The 18,919-nt window shown below is 58.2% G+C and carries 19 protein-coding genes; 13 read left to right on the top strand and 6 right to left on the bottom strand.

Annotated features, from left to right (window positions below; all coding sequences use genetic code 11):
- The first annotated feature begins 3 nt into the window (after positions 1–3).
- The 8 genes from EL26_RS01085 (at position 4) to sigK (ending at position 8,315) form a co-directional block, all read left to right on the top strand.
- Positions 4–195 (top strand): hypothetical protein, encoded by a 192-nt coding sequence (locus tag EL26_RS01085; RefSeq protein WP_038083461.1) that lies wholly within the window; start codon positions 4–6, stop codon positions 193–195.
- Positions 196–377: 182 nt separating this feature from the next.
- Positions 378–1,004: an O-methyltransferase gene (locus tag EL26_RS01080; protein ID WP_038083460.1), complete on the top strand. Its 627-nt coding sequence runs from the start codon at positions 378–380 to the stop codon at positions 1,002–1,004.
- 22 nt (positions 1,005–1,026) lie between these two features.
- Positions 1,027–1,653 carry a uridine kinase gene (gene udk, locus EL26_RS01075; RefSeq protein WP_038083459.1) on the top strand — a complete coding sequence of 209 codons (627 nt, stop codon included), beginning with the start codon at positions 1,027–1,029 and terminating at the stop codon, positions 1,651–1,653.
- Between the two features lie 60 nt (positions 1,654–1,713).
- Positions 1,714–3,459 (top strand): peptidoglycan D,D-transpeptidase FtsI family protein, encoded by a 1,746-nt coding sequence (locus EL26_RS01070; protein ID WP_038083457.1) that lies wholly within the window; start codon positions 1,714–1,716, stop codon positions 3,457–3,459.
- A gap of 151 nt (positions 3,460–3,610) precedes the next feature.
- A complete protein-coding gene (locus EL26_RS01065) occupies positions 3,611–4,816 on the top strand; it encodes a threonine synthase (RefSeq protein WP_038083455.1) in 1,206 nt (401 codons plus the stop codon).
- Positions 4,817–5,009: 193 nt separating this feature from the next.
- Positions 5,010–6,581, top strand: coding sequence for a DNA-binding protein (locus EL26_RS01060; protein ID WP_038083453.1), 1,572 nt, complete (start codon positions 5,010–5,012; stop codon positions 6,579–6,581).
- 51 nt (positions 6,582–6,632) lie between these two features.
- Positions 6,633–7,514 carry a TIGR02452 family protein gene (locus EL26_RS01055; RefSeq protein ID WP_052035838.1) on the top strand — a complete coding sequence of 294 codons (882 nt, stop codon included), beginning with the start codon at positions 6,633–6,635 and terminating at the stop codon, positions 7,512–7,514.
- A gap of 99 nt (positions 7,515–7,613) precedes the next feature.
- Positions 7,614–8,315 (top strand): RNA polymerase sporulation sigma factor SigK, encoded by a 702-nt coding sequence (gene sigK, locus EL26_RS01050; RefSeq protein ID WP_038083449.1) that lies wholly within the window; start codon positions 7,614–7,616, stop codon positions 8,313–8,315.
- 59 nt (positions 8,316–8,374) lie between these two features.
- Here the strand turns inward: sigK and EL26_RS01045 are convergent, their stop codons facing one another.
- From EL26_RS01045 to EL26_RS01030, 4 genes are read right to left on the bottom strand one after another with little or no spacing between them, the layout of a single operon-like run.
- Positions 8,375–9,550 carry a glycosyltransferase family 2 protein gene (locus EL26_RS01045; RefSeq protein ID WP_038083447.1) on the bottom strand — a complete coding sequence of 392 codons (1,176 nt, stop codon included), beginning with the start codon at positions 9,548–9,550 and terminating at the stop codon, positions 8,375–8,377.
- On the bottom strand, positions 9,547–10,284 hold the full coding sequence (locus tag EL26_RS01040; protein ID WP_038083445.1) for a lysophospholipid acyltransferase family protein: 738 nt from the start codon (positions 10,282–10,284) through the stop codon (positions 9,547–9,549). Before EL26_RS01040 ends, EL26_RS01045 begins: the two co-directional genes overlap by 4 nt.
- On the bottom strand, positions 10,253–11,110 hold the full coding sequence (locus tag EL26_RS23245; RefSeq protein ID WP_052035837.1) for a carotenoid biosynthesis protein: 858 nt from the start codon (positions 11,108–11,110) through the stop codon (positions 10,253–10,255). Before EL26_RS23245 ends, EL26_RS01040 begins: the two co-directional genes overlap by 32 nt.
- Positions 11,107–11,997: a phytoene/squalene synthase family protein gene (locus EL26_RS01030; protein ID WP_052035836.1), complete on the bottom strand. Its 891-nt coding sequence runs from the start codon at positions 11,995–11,997 to the stop codon at positions 11,107–11,109. The genes EL26_RS23245 and EL26_RS01030 overlap by 4 nt, the downstream gene beginning before the upstream one ends.
- A gap of 95 nt (positions 11,998–12,092) precedes the next feature.
- On the opposite strand from EL26_RS01030, the gene EL26_RS01025 reads away from it, so the two are divergent.
- The 3 genes from EL26_RS01025 to EL26_RS23240 are packed head-to-tail and all read left to right on the top strand — an operon-like array spanning position 12,093 to position 15,200.
- Positions 12,093–13,691, top strand: a complete 1,599-nt coding sequence (locus EL26_RS01025; protein ID WP_052035835.1) for a phytoene desaturase family protein — start codon at positions 12,093–12,095, stop codon at positions 13,689–13,691.
- 60 nt (positions 13,692–13,751) lie between these two features.
- A complete protein-coding gene (locus EL26_RS01020) occupies positions 13,752–14,480 on the top strand; it encodes a thioesterase II family protein (protein WP_038083444.1) in 729 nt (242 codons plus the stop codon).
- A 21-nt stretch (positions 14,481–14,501) separates the two neighbouring features.
- Positions 14,502–15,200 carry a 4'-phosphopantetheinyl transferase family protein gene (locus EL26_RS23240; RefSeq protein ID WP_052035834.1) on the top strand — a complete coding sequence of 233 codons (699 nt, stop codon included), beginning with the start codon at positions 14,502–14,504 and terminating at the stop codon, positions 15,198–15,200.
- A gap of 136 nt (positions 15,201–15,336) precedes the next feature.
- Here EL26_RS23240 and pdxR read toward each other — a convergent pair whose 3' ends face one another.
- Complete coding sequence (pdxR, locus tag EL26_RS01010) at positions 15,337–16,779, bottom strand: MocR-like pyridoxine biosynthesis transcription factor PdxR (RefSeq protein ID WP_038083443.1); 1,443 nt, start codon at positions 16,777–16,779, stop codon at positions 15,337–15,339.
- A gap of 127 nt (positions 16,780–16,906) precedes the next feature.
- On the opposite strand from pdxR, the gene EL26_RS01005 reads away from it, so the two are divergent.
- On the top strand, positions 16,907–17,524 hold the full coding sequence (locus tag EL26_RS01005) for a pyridoxamine 5'-phosphate oxidase family protein (protein ID WP_038083743.1): 618 nt from the start codon (positions 16,907–16,909) through the stop codon (positions 17,522–17,524).
- Between the two features lie 184 nt (positions 17,525–17,708).
- Here EL26_RS01005 and EL26_RS25230 read toward each other — a convergent pair whose 3' ends face one another.
- Complete coding sequence (locus EL26_RS25230; RefSeq protein WP_161780634.1) at positions 17,709–17,873, bottom strand: hypothetical protein; 165 nt, start codon at positions 17,871–17,873, stop codon at positions 17,709–17,711.
- 93 nt (positions 17,874–17,966) lie between these two features.
- On the opposite strand from EL26_RS25230, the gene EL26_RS01000 reads away from it, so the two are divergent.
- Positions 17,967–18,770 (top strand): serine hydrolase, encoded by an 804-nt coding sequence (locus EL26_RS01000; protein ID WP_038083441.1) that lies wholly within the window; start codon positions 17,967–17,969, stop codon positions 18,768–18,770.
- The last annotated feature ends 149 nt before the right edge of the window (positions 18,771–18,919 follow it).

The following is an 18,919-nucleotide window of genomic DNA, read 5'->3' as shown; positions in this document are numbered from 1 at the left end:
GACATGGAATCAAACCGGTCGCTTCAACCAAACTCGACGTCCGATCTGCAAGACTTGCGGAATGTGCCCCGCAAAGAGAGCTTGACGCCCGAGGACGTCGTCCTCGACTATCTGATCGGCGAACACGAACTCGAACAGCTTCGGCACGGGTTCCAAGCCTCGTTGCAAGGGCATTCCTGCAACGATCAGAAGTAGCACCGCAAGCAAGTGCAAGACCCACAGCCACTGACAGGCGCGTGGGTCTTTCTTTTCAAAAAAACGAATTGTGCCCGTATCGGATGTTTATCCTAACAGAAAAGCTGATAATCTACTCGACTCTCAAGAAGACTTTATGATACCATTAGACTGTTTGTGACTGTTGAAGGAGCTGCGCTGAAATGATCGATGAGCAAGTGGTGGAATACCTGCGCAGTCTCGTGCCGGAGCGGGACGAGTTGCTGCAAGAACTGGAGAGCCGCGCCGAGGAGTTGTACATTCCGATCTTGGATCTGGAAACGATGGGGTTTTTGCGGGTGTTTCTCGCCGTTGCCAAGCCGAAATCCATCCTCGAAGTCGGATCGGCGATCGGATACTCCGCGATCGTGATGGCGCGGGCGACAGACGCGGTGTTAACCACCATCGAGCGCGACCCGGAACGGGCGCAGGAAGCGCGACGGAACTTGGAGCGCGCGGGCCTGACCGAGCGGGTGCAACTGCTGGAAGGCGATGCGTTGGAGATCATCCCGACGCTTGGCGAGTATGACTTGATTTTTCTCGACGCGGCGAAGGGGCAGTATCCGAGGTTTTTGGAGCTGTTGCATCCGCACTTGAAGTCGGGCGGAATCTTGCTCTCCGACAATGTGCTGTTTCAAGGGTTGGTCAGCGGAGATCCGGAAGTCAAGCATAAGTTGCGCACGATGATCAACCGCTTGCGTGAATACAATGTGATGCTCACACAGCACCCGGACTATGAGACGTCGATCCTCCCGGTGGGGGACGGGCTCGCGGTGAGTGTGAGGGTTTGAAGTTGAAGGGGGAAGGACAACCATGAAGAGACCGGTGCTAATTGGGATTGCCGGCGGGACGGGTTCGGGGAAAACGTCAGTCGCCCGCGAAATTACGCGCAACATTGCGCCTGAGAACATCGTCTTGATCGAACAGGACAACTACTACAAAGACCAGACGCAAATGACGATGGCCCAACGCGTGCTGACCAACTACGATCATCCCAACGCGTTTGACAACGACCTGCTGTTCGAGCACTTGACTCAAATGTTGGAAGGGCAAGCGATTGAGAAGCCGATCTACAACTTCGCCGAGCACACCCGCGCCACCTACACCGAGCGAGTGGAACCGAAGCAAGTGGTCATCCTCGAAGGGATCATGGTGCTGGAAGACGCGCGTTTGCGCGATTTGATGGACATCAAGATTTTTGTCGACACCGACGCGGACGTGCGCATCATCCGCCGCATCTTGCGCGACATCAAGGAACGCGGCCGCTCGATTGAATCGGTCGTGGAGCAATACATGGGCGTCGTGCGCCCGATGCACATGCAATTCATCGAACCGACCAAGAAGTACGCCGACCTGATCATTCCGGAAGGCGGCAAAAACCAAGTCGCCATCGACGTTCTCGTCGCGAAAGTCAACGAGATCGTCACCCAGATGATCTAGAACTTTCTGTTTAAACCATGCTTGTCGCGCCCACACTGGATGCAAAGGGAGTGTGGACGTATGGACAAGCAGAAGAACCGCGTACAACGCCGCACCGCCATGGTTTTGACGATCTGCACGATTGGGGTCGTCGGCATGCTGGGGCGGCTTTTTTACATTCAAGTGGGCGCACCGCACAACATGCAGGGACACGACCTCGTCGCTTCCGCCGTCGAGCAGCGGCGCGAGAAGTTCGAACTGAACTCCGGGCGCGGCGACATCCTCGACAGAAGCGGCGTGTCGATGACCGGCAGCGTCCTGCACGGGATCGTCGTGCTCCCCGTGTGGCAACAAAACCTCGACCGCAAAAAAATCAACGACCTCGCCATGCTCTTGCACACCTCGACGGAAAATCTGCTCAAGGCCCTCAACGAGAAGGACGAGCCGTTTCTCTTGCGTTTGCCCGACTTGAACGGGCAGATCCGCACCGTCTCGCTCACGAAGGAAGAAGAAGCGAAAGTCCAGCAGCTCGGCTTGACCGGGATCTACGCCAAGGAAGTCAAAGTCCGCTATGACGACCAATCGGTCGCCCGCCACGTGATCGGCTTTCTCGGCGAAGACCCGAACCTCGTCGCGAACACGTGGGGCGGCAAGTACCCGCTCGATGAAAAAGTCGGCAAGCTCGGACTCGAATACCAATACCAAGACGAACTGCGCGGCTTGGGGCTCTCCAAGACGATCGCGTATTACACCGACGCTTACAAGCGCCCGATCAACGGCTTGGGCATCCGGGAATCGACCGACGAGAACCATGCGCTGAACGTCAAAACCACTCTCGACAGCGACATCCAGCATTCCGTCGAAGGGGCGATGGACCGCTGGGGCCTGCAAAAAGGCGCGGTCGTCGTCCTCGACGCCGAATCGGAAGACGTGTTGGCGATGGCGTCGCGGCCGAACTACGACCAAAATTCGCTCGCCAAAAGCAGCGACGCGTTTCCGGTCAACCGGGCGCTGCAAGCGACGTTCCCCGGCTCGATTTTCAAAACGGTCATCGCCGCCGCCGCGCTGGAGACGGGCGCGGTGAAGCCGACCGACACGTTCGACTGCCCCGGCTACCTCGACATCGGCGACGGTCGGTTGAACTGTTGGACGACGCACGGACACGAGACGGTGGAAGAAGCGTATGCCGAATCGTGCAACGTCGTGTTCGCGCAACTCGCGATGAAGCTGGGGCGAGATAAGATCGAGGAGTACGCCAAGAAATTCGAACTCGGTCAAACGGTCGGGCTCCTGCACAACAACCAATCGCAGTTTTACGGCGAAGACGCCGGGTCGATTTTTGCAAAGGAGTACACGTCCGACCGGCTCTTGGCGAACACGGGCATCGGGCAAGAGGACGTGCGGATGTCGCCGCTGCAAGCGGCGCACATGATGGCGGTGGTTGCCAACGGCGGCATGGGCGGGCACCCGCGCTTGGTCAAATCGCTGACCACGTCCGACGGGCTGATTTACACGGAGTACCCCTCGTCCGACAAGCAGCGAATTCTCGACGCGTCCACCGCCGCCGAATTGCAGAAGTGGGCGCGCGACGTCGTCTCGATGGACAAAGGCACGGCGCACGCCGCGCTCGGGAGCGCCGCGATGACGGTGGCGGGCAAGACCGGCACCGCGCAGACGGGCGACCCCAACGCCAACAACCAATGGTTCGCCGGATACGCTCCCGCCGACCACCCCAAGTACGTGGTCGTCGTCATGGGCGAATCGGTCACGCAAGGCCGGGCGACGGAGAACATCGCCAACCAGATCATCGGCGCCCTGCCGAAGTAAAAAACCAACCGTTTCAGACCCGTCACTTCGCGTGACAGGTCTTTTATTGCATGAGGGAGCATTTCAAGGCGAGAATCCCAACCGGAATACTTGCTTGATAGATTCGGTGGTAGTAAGATCAACATAGACATTACCCAAGGGGGATTCTCCAATGACCAAGAGTTTTTTGAGCCACCTCGAATGCCCGAAGTGCGGTACGACGCACGATGCCGATACGCTTCAACAACTGTGCTCTTGCGGAGCCCCGTTGCTGGTTCGCTATGATCTGAAAGCTGCTGCACAATCCATGAACAAATCCGACCTCGCCCGCCGTCAACCGTCGCTGTGGCGCTACCGGGAACTGCTGCCGGTGCGCGACGACGCGAACATCGTGACGCTCGGCGAAGGTATGACCCCGCTCTTGCCGCTGCCGAAACTGGGCGCTGCGGACGGTTTTGAAAACCTCTACCTGAAGGACGAAGGCACGATCCCGACCGGTTCGTTTAAAGCGCGCGGCGCGGCCGTCGGCATCTCCCGCGCCAAAGAGCTGGGCGTGGAGACGCTGGCGATGCCGACCAACGGCAACGCAGGCGGCGCGTGGGCGACCTACGCGGCGCGCGCCGGGATCAAGTCCTGTATCATCATGCCGGAGAGCGCGCCGGAGATCACCCGCAACGAATGCGCGATCACGGGGGCCGATTTCTACCTCGTCAACGGTCTGATCTCCGACGCCGGCAAAATCGTCGGCCGCGCCGTCTCCAAGTACGGCTGGTACGACGCTTCCACGCTCAAAGAACCGTACCGCATCGAAGGCAAGAAGACGATGGGCTACGAACTCGCCGAGCAATTCGACTGGGAAGTGCCGGACGTCATCCTCTACCCGACCGGCGGCGGCGTCGGTCTGATCGGGATCTACAAAGCTCTGCTCGAACTGCAAGCGATCGGCTGGATCGGCGAGAAACTTCCGCGCCTCGTCGCCGTGCAAGCGACCGGTTGCGCCCCGATCGTCAAAGCGTGGGAAGAGGGCAAGGACTCGTCCGAGTTCTGGGAGAACGCCAAGACCGTCGCGTTCGGCATCACCGTGCCCAAAGCGCTCGGCGACTTCCTCGTGCTCGAAGCGCTCTACAAAACCGACGGATGTGCAGTCGCCGTCGAGGACGAAGCCACTCTGCAAGCGCAACAGCGTTTGGCGTCCTTGGAAGGCGCGTTCGTCTGCCCGGAAGGCGCTGCCACGTACGCTGCGGCACTGCAACTCAAGGAATCCGGCTGGATCAAGCCGCATGAGAAAGTCGTGCTCTTGAACACCGGCACCGGCCTCAAATACCCGGACACCGTCACCGTCCGCGTCGAGACCCTGCAACCGTCCGACGACCTGTAAGATTATTATAAAAAAAGACCTGTTCTCTCATCGGACTTGAGGAGGGCAGGTCTTTTTTTGCTAAATAGGGAGAAAGTGTAAATCAATTCCGCGCTTACTAAAACATTTACAAACACGAGAAATTGTATTAAAATTTATGTGGTAGCATGAAAGCAGATTACTAAATAACATTTCACTGGAGGTCATCCCGATCATGAGTTTTACTCGCAAAGCTTTGCAGACCGTCTTGGCTGTCACCCTTGCGTTGCCGCTGGGACTGCCGCTGTTCGAGCAGAAAGCAAACGCTGAAGGTCCGTCCGACCCGGCGCCGGTTATCAACCCGGCTGTCGCGAACGGCAAGAAAGTGCTGTTTGACAACACGCACGGCCAGACGGCGGGTGCTGCGGACTGGGTTATCGACGGCGGTTTCTCCGACTTTGGGAACGCGCTGGGCAATGCCGGTTACTACGTGAAAGAACTGCGCAAGAGCACGCCGATTACTTTGAGCGACCTGCAAGGCTATGACTGTTTCGTGATCGGGGAGGCCAACATTCCCTACAAGACCTCTGAGCAACAAGCGATGCTCGACTATGTGAACGGCGGCGGTTCGATCTTCTTCATCGCCGACCACTACAACGCCGACCGCAACAAAAACCGTTGGGACGCTTCCGAAGTGTTCAACGGCTACCGTCGCGGCGCGTGGACGAACCCGGCGCAAGGCATGACGACGGAAGAAGCGAACTCGGCGGCGATGTCCGGCGTGGCGTCTTCCGACTGGCTGGCGACGAACTTCGGCGTGCGCTTCCGCTACAACGCGCTGGGTGACATCACGGCGAACAACATCGTAGCGCCGTCCCAAGCGTTTGGCATCACGACCGGCGTTTCCACCGTGGCGATGCACGCAGGTTCGACCCTCGCGATCATCGACCCGAACAAAGCGAAGGGCATCGTCTACCTGCCGTCCACGACGGTGAAGTGGAGCTCTGCGGTAGACCAGGGCGTCTACAACGGCGGCGGCGTGGCAGAAGGTCCGTTTGCAGCCGTTTCGAAAGTCGGCGCGGGCAAAGCGGCGTTCATCGGCGACTCTTCGCCGGTGGAAGACGCAACTCCGAAATACCTGAAGGAAGAAAACGGTCAAACCAAAACCACGTATGACGGCTTCAAGGAGCAAAACGACTCCACGCTGCTCGTCAACACGGTGAACTGGCTGACCCAGCACGAATCCTACACCGCGCTGAACCAAGTGGCAGGTTTGACGCTCGACTCCCCGACGACGCTGTACTCGTGGGAACAACCGGCGAACTCCACGGAACCGCAAGCAGAACCGTGGGCAACTCCGGCTGCCGGCTACAAATGGTATGACCCGTCGACGTTCAAGTCCGGTTCCTACGGCTACTCGACCGTCGTTAACCCGAATCCGTCCGGTCCGTGGTCGTTTGTGCACCAATCGACCCTGCCGAACCAATACAGCTTCAAAGTCCGCATCGTAGCGACCGGCTGGACTCCGAATTCGACGCAATCGAGCCTCAACCTCGGCGTGTACAACTCCTCCGGTACGCAGATTGCGAAAGTCCAAAACGCAGACGGCACCTGGCCGACCGCGTACGGCTACAGCTCGAACTTCTCGATGACCGCTGACAGCACCGGCACGGCGACCAAGGAAGTCACCGTTCAACTCAACCCGACCTTCACTGGTTCGGCGAACCTGCGTCTGCGTCAAAGCTCCACCGCGAAATTCACCGAAGCGGTCACCGTCGGCAACGTGCAAGTGACTCCGCTCCCGTAGATTTTTTTCATAGATTTTACAGCGAAAGCCCTGTATCCTGTGTACTAACGGATGCAGGGCTTTTTTGGCATATCGAAAGGTAAGGGGAGTGTTACCATGAACAATCGAGAGAGAAACCAACGAATTGCACAGGAAACGGTCGAGATTCTGAACTCAGGATCTTATCACATAGGGAAGGATACGGTTCACATCCAACCGGAACTCCAACAGGCCGTAGCGGGTACGGTTTTGTATAAGCCGGACGGGGTTCCTGTCGAGGAAATGAGAAAAGTCGAAGCCCCGCATCCGACTGTACTAGAAGTCACCAACGAAACCACCCTTCACGCCGCCCAGCGGCTGCTTCAAGCCGGAGCGCCCAAAGTCGCGGCGCTGAATTTCGCATCGGCGCGCAATCCCGGCGGCGGGTTCCTCAAAGGGTCGATGGCGCAAGAGGAAAGCTTGGCGATGTCCTCGGGCTTGTATGCCTGCATCTCACCGCTTCGCGCGATGTACGATCACAACACGAAAGTCCGAACCGGGCTGTATTCCGATTATATGTCGTACGCCCCGGACGTACCGGTGTTCCGGAACGACACACGAAGCCTGCTTCCCAAGCCGCATCTCTGTTCCTTCATCTCCGCCCCGGCCGTGAACGCCAAGATCGTCCGCGAACGCGAACCGCACAACCGGGGACGGATCGACGCCGTCATGAAGCAACGGATCGAAAAAATCCTCACCGTCGCGTCTCTGCACGGTCATACCCATCTGGTGCTCGGCGCCTACGGGTGCGGCGTGTTTGAAAATCGCGCCACAAGCGTCGCGGGGTACTTCCGCGAGCTGTTGCTGCAAGACGAGCGGTTTTGCGGCCGGTTCCAGCAGGTGACGTTTGCCATTCTGGATCGCTCTCCAGCCAAAGACATGGTGCGTGCCTTCCAGCAAAGCCTGCGTTCGTAAGCGGTGAGGATGGCGAGGCGGGGTTTTTTGCCCGTACAGGCTTAGTGCCCAAGCACTCCCACATAGAATGAATCACACTACGTGGGAGGTGAACGACGGATGCCCGGATTTCTAGCTGCGGTTGTGTTGTTGCTGAAGGAAATCACTCTGTTCGTCTCTTACATCAAAAACAACGCGTTTCCGCAACCTCTGTCGGAGGAGGATGAGGCAAAATATCTGCGGCTGATGGCGGACGGCGATGAACATGCGCGCAATGTGTTGGTCGAACACAATTTGCGTCTCGTCGCTCACATCGTCAAAAAATTCGAGAACACGGGCGAAGACAGCGAAGACCTGATCTCGATCGGCACGATCGGTTTGATCAAAGCCATCGAAAGTTTTTCGGTCGGCAAAGGCACGAAACTCGCCACCTACGCCGCCCGTTGCATCGAAAACGAGATCCTGATGCATTTACGGTCCCTGAAAAAGACCCGCAAAGACGTGTCCCTTCACGACCCCATCGGGACGGACAAGGAAGGTAACGAAATTACACTGATTGATGTTTTGGGCACAGAAACAGATGAGGTCTTGGACGAAGTGCAGCTCAAACTCGAAAAACTGAAGATCTACAACCGCCTCAACCTGCTCGACGACCGCGAGCAAGAAGTCATCCGCGGCCGCTTCGGGTTGCCGGACGGAGAGGAGAAAACCCAGCGTGAAATCGCCGAAGAGCTGGGCATCTCCCGCTCCTATGTCTCCCGAATCGAAAAGCGCGCCCTCACCAAGCTCCTGCACGAACTGCGCCCCAAGCGCGAAGACTAACCCTCTCGCCTGACACCGAAAAAAGCAACCGCGCCCCTTGCGAGCCGGTTGCTTTTTTTCTACTGATAGGTCCTGCCTTTCCACGTGTACCCTCTTCCCGACCAAGAGCCAAACCAAGAGTACAGCCCGATTCCCGTGAGCAGCAGCGCCGAGACAGGCATCGCCGCCGACCAACGCAAGGGAACGCCAAACGTAACGTCCACGAGCGCTTTCAACCCGATGCCGGCACCACCAAGCAGGAGGGACAACCCCCAGTACGCCGGAGACGACAAGCCGCTCAAGCCCAACACCCACAGCGAAAATCCCGTCCCCCCCAACACCCACGGAACAACGAACAACGCCAGGTAGTACGACAAGACGAACCCCAAGAGCCACGGGTTGCGCCCAAGACCGGCGTAGAGGTTTTTTCCATAGCCGTTCCAGACATCACTTGCGCTGTCGTACATCTCGACGGTGGTGGTGCGGCTGAGGTTGAGGAGGCAGACGGTGCCGCCGTTGCGTTTGATCTGACGCGCCATCTCCATGTCTTCCACCAGATGCTGCCCGGATTGGCGGTGCCCGCCGATCGCCTCATAAGCCGACCTCCGGAACAGCAAGAGTGTGCCGATGGCGGCGACGAACTTGGGATCCCGGGAGCGCTCGACGAAGCGCACCGGCAGATGCATCGCGACGACAAACGCCATCAACGTGGTCGCGAGCCATCCCGTTCGCGTGTTGTTCTTGACGCGAGGAAAGCCTGTCAACAGGTCGGCTCCCCGGCGGGACGCGGTGGCCACCAAGTCCAGAATCATGTTCGGTTCGTGTGTGGTGTCCGCATCGACAAACAGAAGCCAATTCCCTGCTGCGGCGTCAGCGGCTTGTTGGCAGGCGTGCGCTTTGCCAAACCATCCGGCAGGCAATTCCCTGCCGTGCAGGAGCGTCACCCGCGAGTCCGCTTTCGCCAAGTCCTGCACGATCTTCGCTGTCTCATCTGTGGAACGGTCGTCGACGACGAGAATTTCAAAGTTCGGGTAGGTTTGCGCCCGCAAGCTGTTCAAGCAAGCGGAGATCCGTGTGGCTTCGTTGCGGGCGGGAACCAGCACGGAGACGAGGGGCAAGATGTGAGCAGACGCGGTTTCGAACTCCAACCTCTGCGCAGCGGGCGCATGATCGGGCAGACGCCAATGGCGCAAATTCCAGAGCACGAACCCCCACTGCCAAACCAACAGCAGCCCGATTCCGTACAACAGGATCATTCTAGCCCCCTCCTGAACACCGCTCGGTAGCGGTCGCCGGTGGACGAGGCCCCTTGCAAGAGATTGCGGAAGCCGGGGAGAGGTTCGCCCCCGACGTTTGCGACCACTTGCCTCTGCAACGAATCCAGCAGTTGGGTCAACTCCTCTTCCAGAACTCCCGTCGGGTCTTGCGCCGCAGCCAGCACGTCTTGCACGGAACGCGGCGTCCCGAACGTCACGAACACCTCCGGGCGTTGGTCTTCTCGAAATCCATAATAAGTCGCCATCGGACACACCAGCGCGTGCGGGGCGTGGCGCAACAGCCACGAGATTCCCGGTCGAAACGCCAGCGGACGAGCGTCTTGATGCAGAATCTTGCCTTGCGGGTAGAGGCAGACGAGAGAGCCGGGATGCGTCAACCGCTCCGCTGTGTAGCGCAGACTTTTTCGAATTTCAGAAGTCGACTCCGCGTGGATCGAGTAGGCCCCCAATTTTCGAAAAAACGGATATTGCCGCAGCCCTTTTTCCTCCATCATCAGATAGGCATCTTTCTTCCACAGGGTCGAGTTGAGGTGAAAGACCACCAATCCGTCCCACCAATTGCTGTGGTTGCCATAGAGCAGCAGAGGTCGCCCCTCGGTGTGCAGAGCCTCTGCGTGCTGCACCAAAACCCCCCGAAAAAAACGCCGCATCAACCACGTGTTGTAGACTTTGAAAACCCTCTCAAACAGCGCTTTTTTCTGTGCGTAGATCATCCCGTTCCCCCCTCTTTTGACGAACTCGTGCCCGAAGTGTCAGCCACAACCACGGACCTGCCCCCAGCAGAGACGGCAAGGCCAAGCCGTGACGCCACGCCAGTACGCTGAACATGAACAGGACGCTGCCGGCCAGCCCACTCGCCGTGGCGGAAGCTACAGCTGTGGCGTTCGTGTGTTCCGTTGGCTCCGGGGACGAATGTGACCGCCGTGACGTCCGGGTGTCCGCACACATCGTCAGCACGGTCTGGATGAACACCGTCACGGCAAACCAACCTGCAAAGTTGCGCCAAGGCACGCCGTAATATCCTCCTCCGTCCCGCCACGTCCAATATCCTTGCAAGACCGACGCGACAGGGTCGAGCAACAGATCGAAGGAGACCGCAAGCCAGGCGGCTCCCGTGATGCGCAAGACCGACGTGATCCGAGAACGTTCCGCTCGGTTGACCCTCCGCACCGCAAAAAACACGACGGCTTGCACCATCACCCAAGCGCTGCCGATGGCGAGCGGAACGCCGAACAGCGCAGGTCCCAGCGCCGAATCGTACGTGTACGCGCCGAATAACCAGCCTTCCTGCACCCCGATTCCTTCCGCCAACAGCCCGATCCCTCCGGCTGTCACCGTGAAGAGGAGACCGCGAATCCAACCGAACGCTTCCACCCAGCACAGAGCGCCAAGCGCTCCCGCCAGAAACAGAAACACCGCGTTCGACCAGCGCAATCCTTCCGGCATCCAACCGATCGTCAACAGGACGGTGCCGACGACGAACCAGACCCCGTACAGCCGAGACAACCAACGCAACGCCGCAGACGACTGCTTTCTCACGAGAGAGCCGCTTCCTGAGAGGTGGCGGCGAGGTGCGGCGCGCGGAGGAACAAGCGGTGCAGGAGTTCTTTTTTGCGAAGGGGCGGGACGAAGGCGCGGACTCCAAATACATCGTAGTCGCGGCGCACGATTTCGCGCAGAATTTCGCGGTAGATTTCACCGGCGGCAAGCAGCGGAAGCCGCGACGCCAGCGGATACGAGGCGACGCTTTGCATCCCCTCGCGGTAGCAGCGTTCCGCGCGCTCGGTGAGCAGGGCCGCCAACTGCCGCCATTGCGGCGTGACCGCTCCGCGCATCAGATCTTCCGCCGTGACCCCGAATTTCTCCATGAGGTCGCGGGGCAGATAGAGGCGCTCGCGCCCCAGGTCTTCCCGCACATCTCGCAAGATGTTCGTCCACTGCATCGCGATGCCCAATTTCACCGCGTCTTCGCGCAGAGCCTGTGTCGCGTGCGGGGCGAGGATCGGCAAGATCATCAACCCCACCGTTCCGGCGACGAGGTAGCAATAGCGTTCGGCTTCCTCCAACGTTTGAGGCTGCTGAAAGCGCAGGTCGGACGCTTGCCCTTCAAGCATCTCGTAAAACGGTTGCCACTCCATCTCATACGTGTCAAACACATCGCACAGCGCGGTCCACATCGCTTCTCTCGGCCACTCGCCGCGTTGCGCTCCTTCCATCTTGCGAAGAAACGCCTCGACCCTCAGCTGTTTCTCCGCTTCCGGGGTTCCTTCCTCATCAACCAAGTTGTCGATTTCCCGGCAAAACGCATACACCGCCCAAATGGCGCGGCGTTGTTTTTTTGGCAAATACGAAAACGCTTGATAAAAGCTCGAGGAATACGTTTGTGTGATGATTTCGCAGTGAGAGTAAGCTTCCATCAGGTTCATGTTCACGCACACTCCTTTTGCATATCTTATTCAAACATTATATTATAGTTATACAAAGCAGGGAAGAGAAAGCTTTCAGAAAAGGACTGGTGAACATGAAACGTGCGATCATCGTAGGTGCGGGCGTAGGGGGATTGACGACGGGTATCCGGTTGCTTCGCCAAGGCTTCGACGTCACGATTTTGGAAAAAAACGCGCGTCCCGGCGGGCGGCTGGGACGAATTTCGCAAAACGGGTTTACGTTTGACATCGGGCCGACGATCTTGTTGATGCCGGACGTGTTTTATGAGTTGTTTCAAGAGGTCGGACGCAATTTCGACGACTATGTGGAGATGGCGCAGTTGGAGCCGAACTACCGCTTGCACTACGCGGACGGAAGCGTCTTGGCCTCGACGCCGAACTTGCAGCGGATGTTGACGGAAATCCAACGTCTCGCGCCGGACGACGCCGCCGGGTACATGAAGTACCTCCACGACATGTACAAACGCTATCAGATCGCCCGCTACGATTTCATCGAGCAACCGATGCTCTCGCCGCTCGAACTGCTGAAACCGAGCAAGTTGAAGAAGCTGTATCAGTTGCACACGCTTGGCAACATGTACGATGACATCAAGCGCTACGTGCAAGACGAGAGATTGCGGATGGCGCTGACGTTTCAAAGTTTGTACATCGGCATCGGGCCGTTTCGCGCCCCGTCCATCTACAATGTGATCGGGTTTATGGAGCTGTCGTACAGCGGAGTTTGGTATCCGAAGGGCGGGTATTACGCGGTGGCGGAAGCGCTGGTGAAGGTGTTCCGTGAGATGGGGGGCTCCTTGCTGACGCAGACGGAAGTGGACGAAGTGCTCGTAGAAGCGGGGCAAGCGACCGGGGTTCGGCTCGTCGACGGGCGAGAGATACGGGGAGATAAAGTGGTGGTCAATGCGGACTTTCCGCAAGCGATGCAACGCATGCTTCCCAAAGAGGCGCGGGGGAAGTACACCGACCGCAAGCTGCAGCGGATGGAGCAATCATGTTCGACGTTTATGCTCTATCTGGGCCTGAACCGCCAGTATGATCATGTCGATGTGCACAATGTGTTTTTTTCGGGAGATTTCCAGCAGAACGTCGAAGAGATTTTTGAGCAGAACGTGATGCCAACCGATCCTTCGCTGTACGTGCACACCCCGTCGTTGATCGATGATTCGGTTGCTCCGCCGGGCAAATCGACGCTGTACGTGTTGGTTCCCGTTCCCAACCTGTCGTCGGGCATCGACTGGGCGCAAGAGAAGGAACCTTTCACCCAACGCATTCTTCAGAAGTTGGAGCAAGCGGGGTTTGACGGCTTGCGCGACGCCATTGAGTTCCAAGCGGTGTTCACGCCGGAAAGTTGGAAGTCGTCGTTCCATCTGCAAGAGGGAGCGGCGTTCGGCGTGGCGCCGACCCTGACCCAGTCGGCGTACTGGCGGCCCTCGCTCAAGTCCAAAGAGGTGAAAAACCTCTACTTCGTCGGAGCTTCCACCCATCCGGGAGGTGGAGTGCCGATCGTGATGACGGCAGCCCGCATCCTTGAAGGCATCATGGCGGAAGACGATCCGCAGGCGTTTCCGGTGACGCTTCCATCATTCCGCGGTCTCGTGCCGCAACAAGCTCCGTTCGCATTCCGTGAGCAAGCCGCACCCGCTTCTGAAAAAAATCAACAAATGAATCAGTAGGAATTTTAATCTCACTGTCGAATTTTCTACCTATGTCTTTATAATCGGGAGTGAGTACGTGTGAACAAACCTTGGCGTGAATTAAAACCGAGTCTGAACGGCAAGACGTTGATCTGCTTTCCGTTTGCAGGCGGATATTCCGTTTCCTATCGCGGGTTGGCACAGGCGTTGAAATCGAATTGGGGCGTGATCGCGATGGAACCGCCGGGCCACGGCACCAACCGCGAACCGTTGATTCCGGACCTGCAGGACCTGATCTCGTTGTACGAGGACAAATTGGAAGACCACTTCCACTCGCCGTTTGCGCTGTTTGGGCACAGCATGGGCGGCGTGGTCACGTATGATCTGCTGATGCGGCTGGAGAAGCGGGGGATTTTTCCGGAGCTTGCGTTCATCTCCGGCATGGTTCCGCCGCACGTCGAACGCGCGAACCGTTCGAAGCTGCCGGACGACGAGTTTATCAAGCTTTTGCAATCGTACGGCGGGCTGCCGGATGAGTTTTTGCGCGAGCGCGAACTGTTGGAGCTGTTCCTGCCGATGCTGCGCAACGACTTTGCGTCCATCGACAACTTCAAGTACAGCGAAACGAACCAACTGCGCACCAAAGTCCATTTCTTGAGCGGGGAGAAAGACCCGGTCGCGATGCCGGACGTGGTGAAAGAGTGGGAGCGCTATGCTCCGCGTTCGGAATTCCACAGCATCAACGGGGGTCACATGTTCCCGATTAACCAAGCGGGCGAAGTGGCGAATTTGATCGGGCGCGTGTTGACCGACACCTTCGTCCTGTAAGCGAAGGGAGGCCGTTGCCGCATGCACCCGTTGGAACAAGTGGATGTGTATGGGTTGCAAGTTCCCGCTGATTTTAATGTGGTGGAATTGACTCCCGCGCTGTATCTCCTCGACCCGGAGGAGCGCGAGGTCTACAACCGATACCGCGTCGATTCGAAGAAAATCGAATTTCTGCTCGGGCGAGCCCTGCTCAAAACCCAGATCGGTTCTCGGCTCGGGCGCGACCCGGAGAGCGTGCACTTCGTCAAAAACGACTATGGCAAGCTTTTTCTCGCCGATGCCGCCGCCCCTGCGTTTCACTTCAACCTCACGCATTCGGGAAGCGTGATTGCCTGCGCGTTTGCGCCGATGACGGTGGGCGTGGATGTGGAGTACGCCGGGAACGACCATCTGAGCGTGATGCCGACCGTGTTCACGGCAGAAGAGCAAGCGTATGTACACAGCCGGGAGCCGGACGAGCGGTTGCAAGCGTTCTACCGCATCTGGACGCGCAAGGAAGCGTATGTGAAAGCTGTTGGCATGGGGCTCTCGATTTCGCCGGATTCGTTCGGCGTGCCGATTGAGGAGATGGGGGAGGGCGAGTGGGCGTATTATACGTGCCGACCCGCCGACTCTTACGTCCTCTCGCTCGCCGTCTCGTCGCAAGGTCACGCCCCGTCGGAAACGGTGCACCCGAACCTCCACGCGGTCGACGCCCGCCGGTTGCTCCGCTCTCTGTAAAACCAATCCCGCATGAAAAAAGACCTGCGCCGCACTTGATTGCGACGCGCAGGTTTTTGATGCTCCAAAGGGGATGCTCAACCCGATTCAAAAAAAGACCTGCGCCGCACTTGAAACCGCCGCGCAGGTTCTTTTTTTATCGTTGTTTCCAAATGGCGTGCATCACGTCTACGCCCGCTTTCAGCTCTTCCTCCGTCAAACGCGGAAACCCGAGGCATACCGCAGGCGTTGCTTCGGGGTCGGTATAGTACATCGACGCATCGGGAAACCGCACACCCGCCGCCAAGCAGGCGCGGCGAAACGCCGTAAACTGCTCCCGCGATCCCTTCCACCGTCCGAAGATGTGCAGCCCGGCGTCGCTCTCCACCCAGTGAAACACCTCGCTCATCTTCTCCGTCAACGCCGTCCACAGCGCGCGGTGCTTGCGCGCATACAACCGTTTCATCCGTCGCAGATGCCGCTCATACTGACCGTTGTTCATAAACTTCGCCAGCGCATGCTGCTGCACCAACGCCGTCGGACGCGGCTCATACAACTGCCGCGCTTTGCAAAACGGTTCGCGCAACCACGACGGCAGCACCACGTACCCAATCCGCAAGTCCGCGTACATCGTCTTGGAAAACGTCCCGATGTACACCACGCGCTCATGCCGATCCAACACTTTCAGCGGCTCAATCGGACGCCCCCGCCGACGAAACTCGCTGTCGTAATCGTCCTCCACAATTACCGCATTCTGCTTCGTCGCCCAGCGCAAGATCTCTTGCCGACGCTCCAGCGACAACACCGCTCCCGTCGGAAACTGACGCCCCGGCGTGACGAACAGCAGTCGGGAGTCCCAGTCGCGCACGAGAATCCCGTTTTCGTCGACGGGACTTCCCGCCGCCAACCCCCCGACCGCCGAGATCGCTTCCCGGATGCCGCCGTACGTCGGGTCTTCCATAACCACAGTGTCGCCGGGGTTGATCAGCAGTTGCGCGACGAGGGCGATCGCTTGCGAAGACCCGTTGACGATCACGATGTCCTCCGGCTGCACCGTCATCCCGCGCGACTTGCGCAGGTCGCGGGCGATGGCTTCGCGCAGTGGGCGGTACCCCTGCGGCTCATACGCCGGCTCGCCCTCGATCTCCGCGATCTCGCGGATCGACGCGTACAACGCCCGGTTCCACTCTTCAAACGGAAACGCCTCCGCCAGCGGCTGCCCGATCGTGTAGTCATAGCGGTACGTCTCACCCGACACCGTGTCGCGCAACCGATGCCCCGTCACGCGCTGCCCCCAATCGGAGAGCAGAATCGGCGGACGCTCTTGCTCATCGCTCTCCGCCGCGTCCCGCTGGTACGACACGAACGTTCCGCGCCCCACCTCCGCCGCCAGATAGCCCTCTGCCGTCAACATCTCGTACACCTGCGACACCACGCCGCGCGAAATCTCATAGAGGTCCGCCAATTCCCTCGACGCGGGCAGCCGAGTGCCGTGCGCCAAACTCCCCGCCACGATGCTGTCGCGCAACGCGTGATACAGCGCGAGGTACTTGTAGCGATGCTTCTCGATGTACACATGCCACGCCACTTGAAACTGCATCTCTCCAATCCCTTCTCCAATTGGTCTATAAAAAACACTCTAAAGTGGTTCTTTTTTCTGGTCAACCCAAAGCGTATGCTGGTACCACAGAGAAACACAGTGGAGAGGGGAACTCAGCATGGCACAGATGCGCCGCAAGGAATTCAGCATTCAAGAACAACAAGAGATCCGAGAGTTTTTGCAGGAGGTCAGCTACGGTCACCTCGCGATGACCGGCGAAGACGGCTGGCCGCACATCGTGGCGTTGAACTTCGTCTACCACGAAGGGCATTTCTACTTCCACGGCAGCAAGATCGGGGAGAAGATCCGGCTCTTGAACAGCGACACCCGCGTGACGTTCAACGCCACCAAGGAATACTCGATCATCCCGTCCTACTTCAGCGATCCGACGTTGGCGTGCCCGGCGACGGCGTTTTTCAAATCGGTGTTGGCGCGCGGACACGCGGTGATCGTGGACGACCTGGACGAGAAGGCGAGCGCGTTCACGGCGTTTATGCAGAAACTGCAACCGGAGGGCGGGTACGACCCGATCGATCCCGCCAACGATGAATACCGCAAAAACCTGCTCGGCGTGGCGTTGATCCGCCTCGATGTCGAGGACCTCACCGCCAAATTCAAATTCGGCCAAAACCTGACCGAAAACCGCCGCGAGAGCTTGATCGGCAAACTGAACGACCGCAACGAACCCCTCGACGCCGAAACGATCGAGTTGATGAAAAAGTACTGCCCCGCGCACAGAGAATAGCCTGCATCCTGTGCTCGAACGTACCTTGCGTACACAGAGCGATGACTTCACGAAAGACAAACCGACATCTCGGAGCTCTCCTTGGAGCATAGAGTCTGTCCCGGTATCCGGAATTCGTGCTGCACCAAAAAGCCTGTGCTCTCCTCAGAGAACACAGGCTTTTCTCGACTTCAAGCCAAACGGCTCAGACCGAGAGATCTAAACTTTGCCCCAAATTCGGGTCCAAAGACACGTTCAAATTGTTGACGATTTGCAGCGAGACCGATTGCAACGCTTGGATCTTATCTGCTGCGAGCGCTTGTTGCAACACCCAGAGGTTCACCGCTTGTCCGACGTTTGCCACGTTCATAACTTTAACACCTCCTCTCTTCATTATATAGGAAGGGACTTCCACCTGTCATGTCGTAAAAAAACACTACCAAGCACCCGAGGAGGACAACTCATGCTCAACGCACTCGCCCCCATCTTACAAAAACGCCTCGACGCCGCCTCAGGTACATTCGGCGCGTCGATTTACCATTTTCAATCCCAAGAGCGCTTCGACTCCAACGCCGACGAAGTGTTTTTTGCCGCTTCGATCATCAAAGTCCCCGTGATGGCCGCCGTGTTCGACCTAGCCGCCAAGGGCAAACTCTCCCTCTCCGAAACGATGGCGCTGCGCACCGAGGACAAAACCACCGGCTCCGGCATTCTCTTCAACTTGAGCACCGGTTTGGAGCTCTCCCTCCGGGACCTCGTCGTGCTGATGATCATCGAGAGCGACAACAGCGCCACCAACATGCTGATCGACCGCGTCGGCATGGAAACCGTGCAAGCGTGCATGGCGGAATGGGGCATGGAGCAGACGCGCATCTACAACAAACTCGCCGTCATCCCCGCCAACTTGCAAAACGTCAACACGATCACCCCGCGCGAACTGACCGATTTCATGATCAAACTTGCAAACGGCAAGATCGTCTCTTGGAAAGCCAGCCGCGAAATGATCGACATTCTCAAGCAACAGAAGTTCAACGACGCCATCCCAAGCCTCCTCCCGACCCGCGACGGACAGATCGGCGAGCTGCCGACGTACGAGATGGCGCACAAAACCGGCTGGGTCTCGAACGTCGAGAACGACACCGGCCTGCTGTATTTCCCAGGACATACGTTTGCGATCTCGATCTTCACGAAGGACGTCACCGACAAACCGGCGACGAAGCGTGTGATGGGCGAGATCGGATTGGATTTGTACAACGCACTTTTCTAAGCGGAACAGACAAAATGGACACACATCACGGCGATGTGTGTCTTTTTATTTTTTTCACCCCTGTTGTGTAAAGGTTTTGATAGTGACACACAAAAGTTGGCACGAGAGTTGCAACATCTATCACGATGAAAAGGCTTTCATCCTTACCC

The sequence above is a fragment of the Tumebacillus flagellatus genome, from assembly GCF_000714935.1.
In the GTDB taxonomy this organism is placed as follows: domain Bacteria; phylum Bacillota; class Bacilli; order Tumebacillales; family Tumebacillaceae; genus Tumebacillus; species Tumebacillus flagellatus.
The sequence above is the reverse complement of the archived record's forward strand: the minus strand, read 5'-3'. Positions and strand labels throughout refer to the sequence as shown.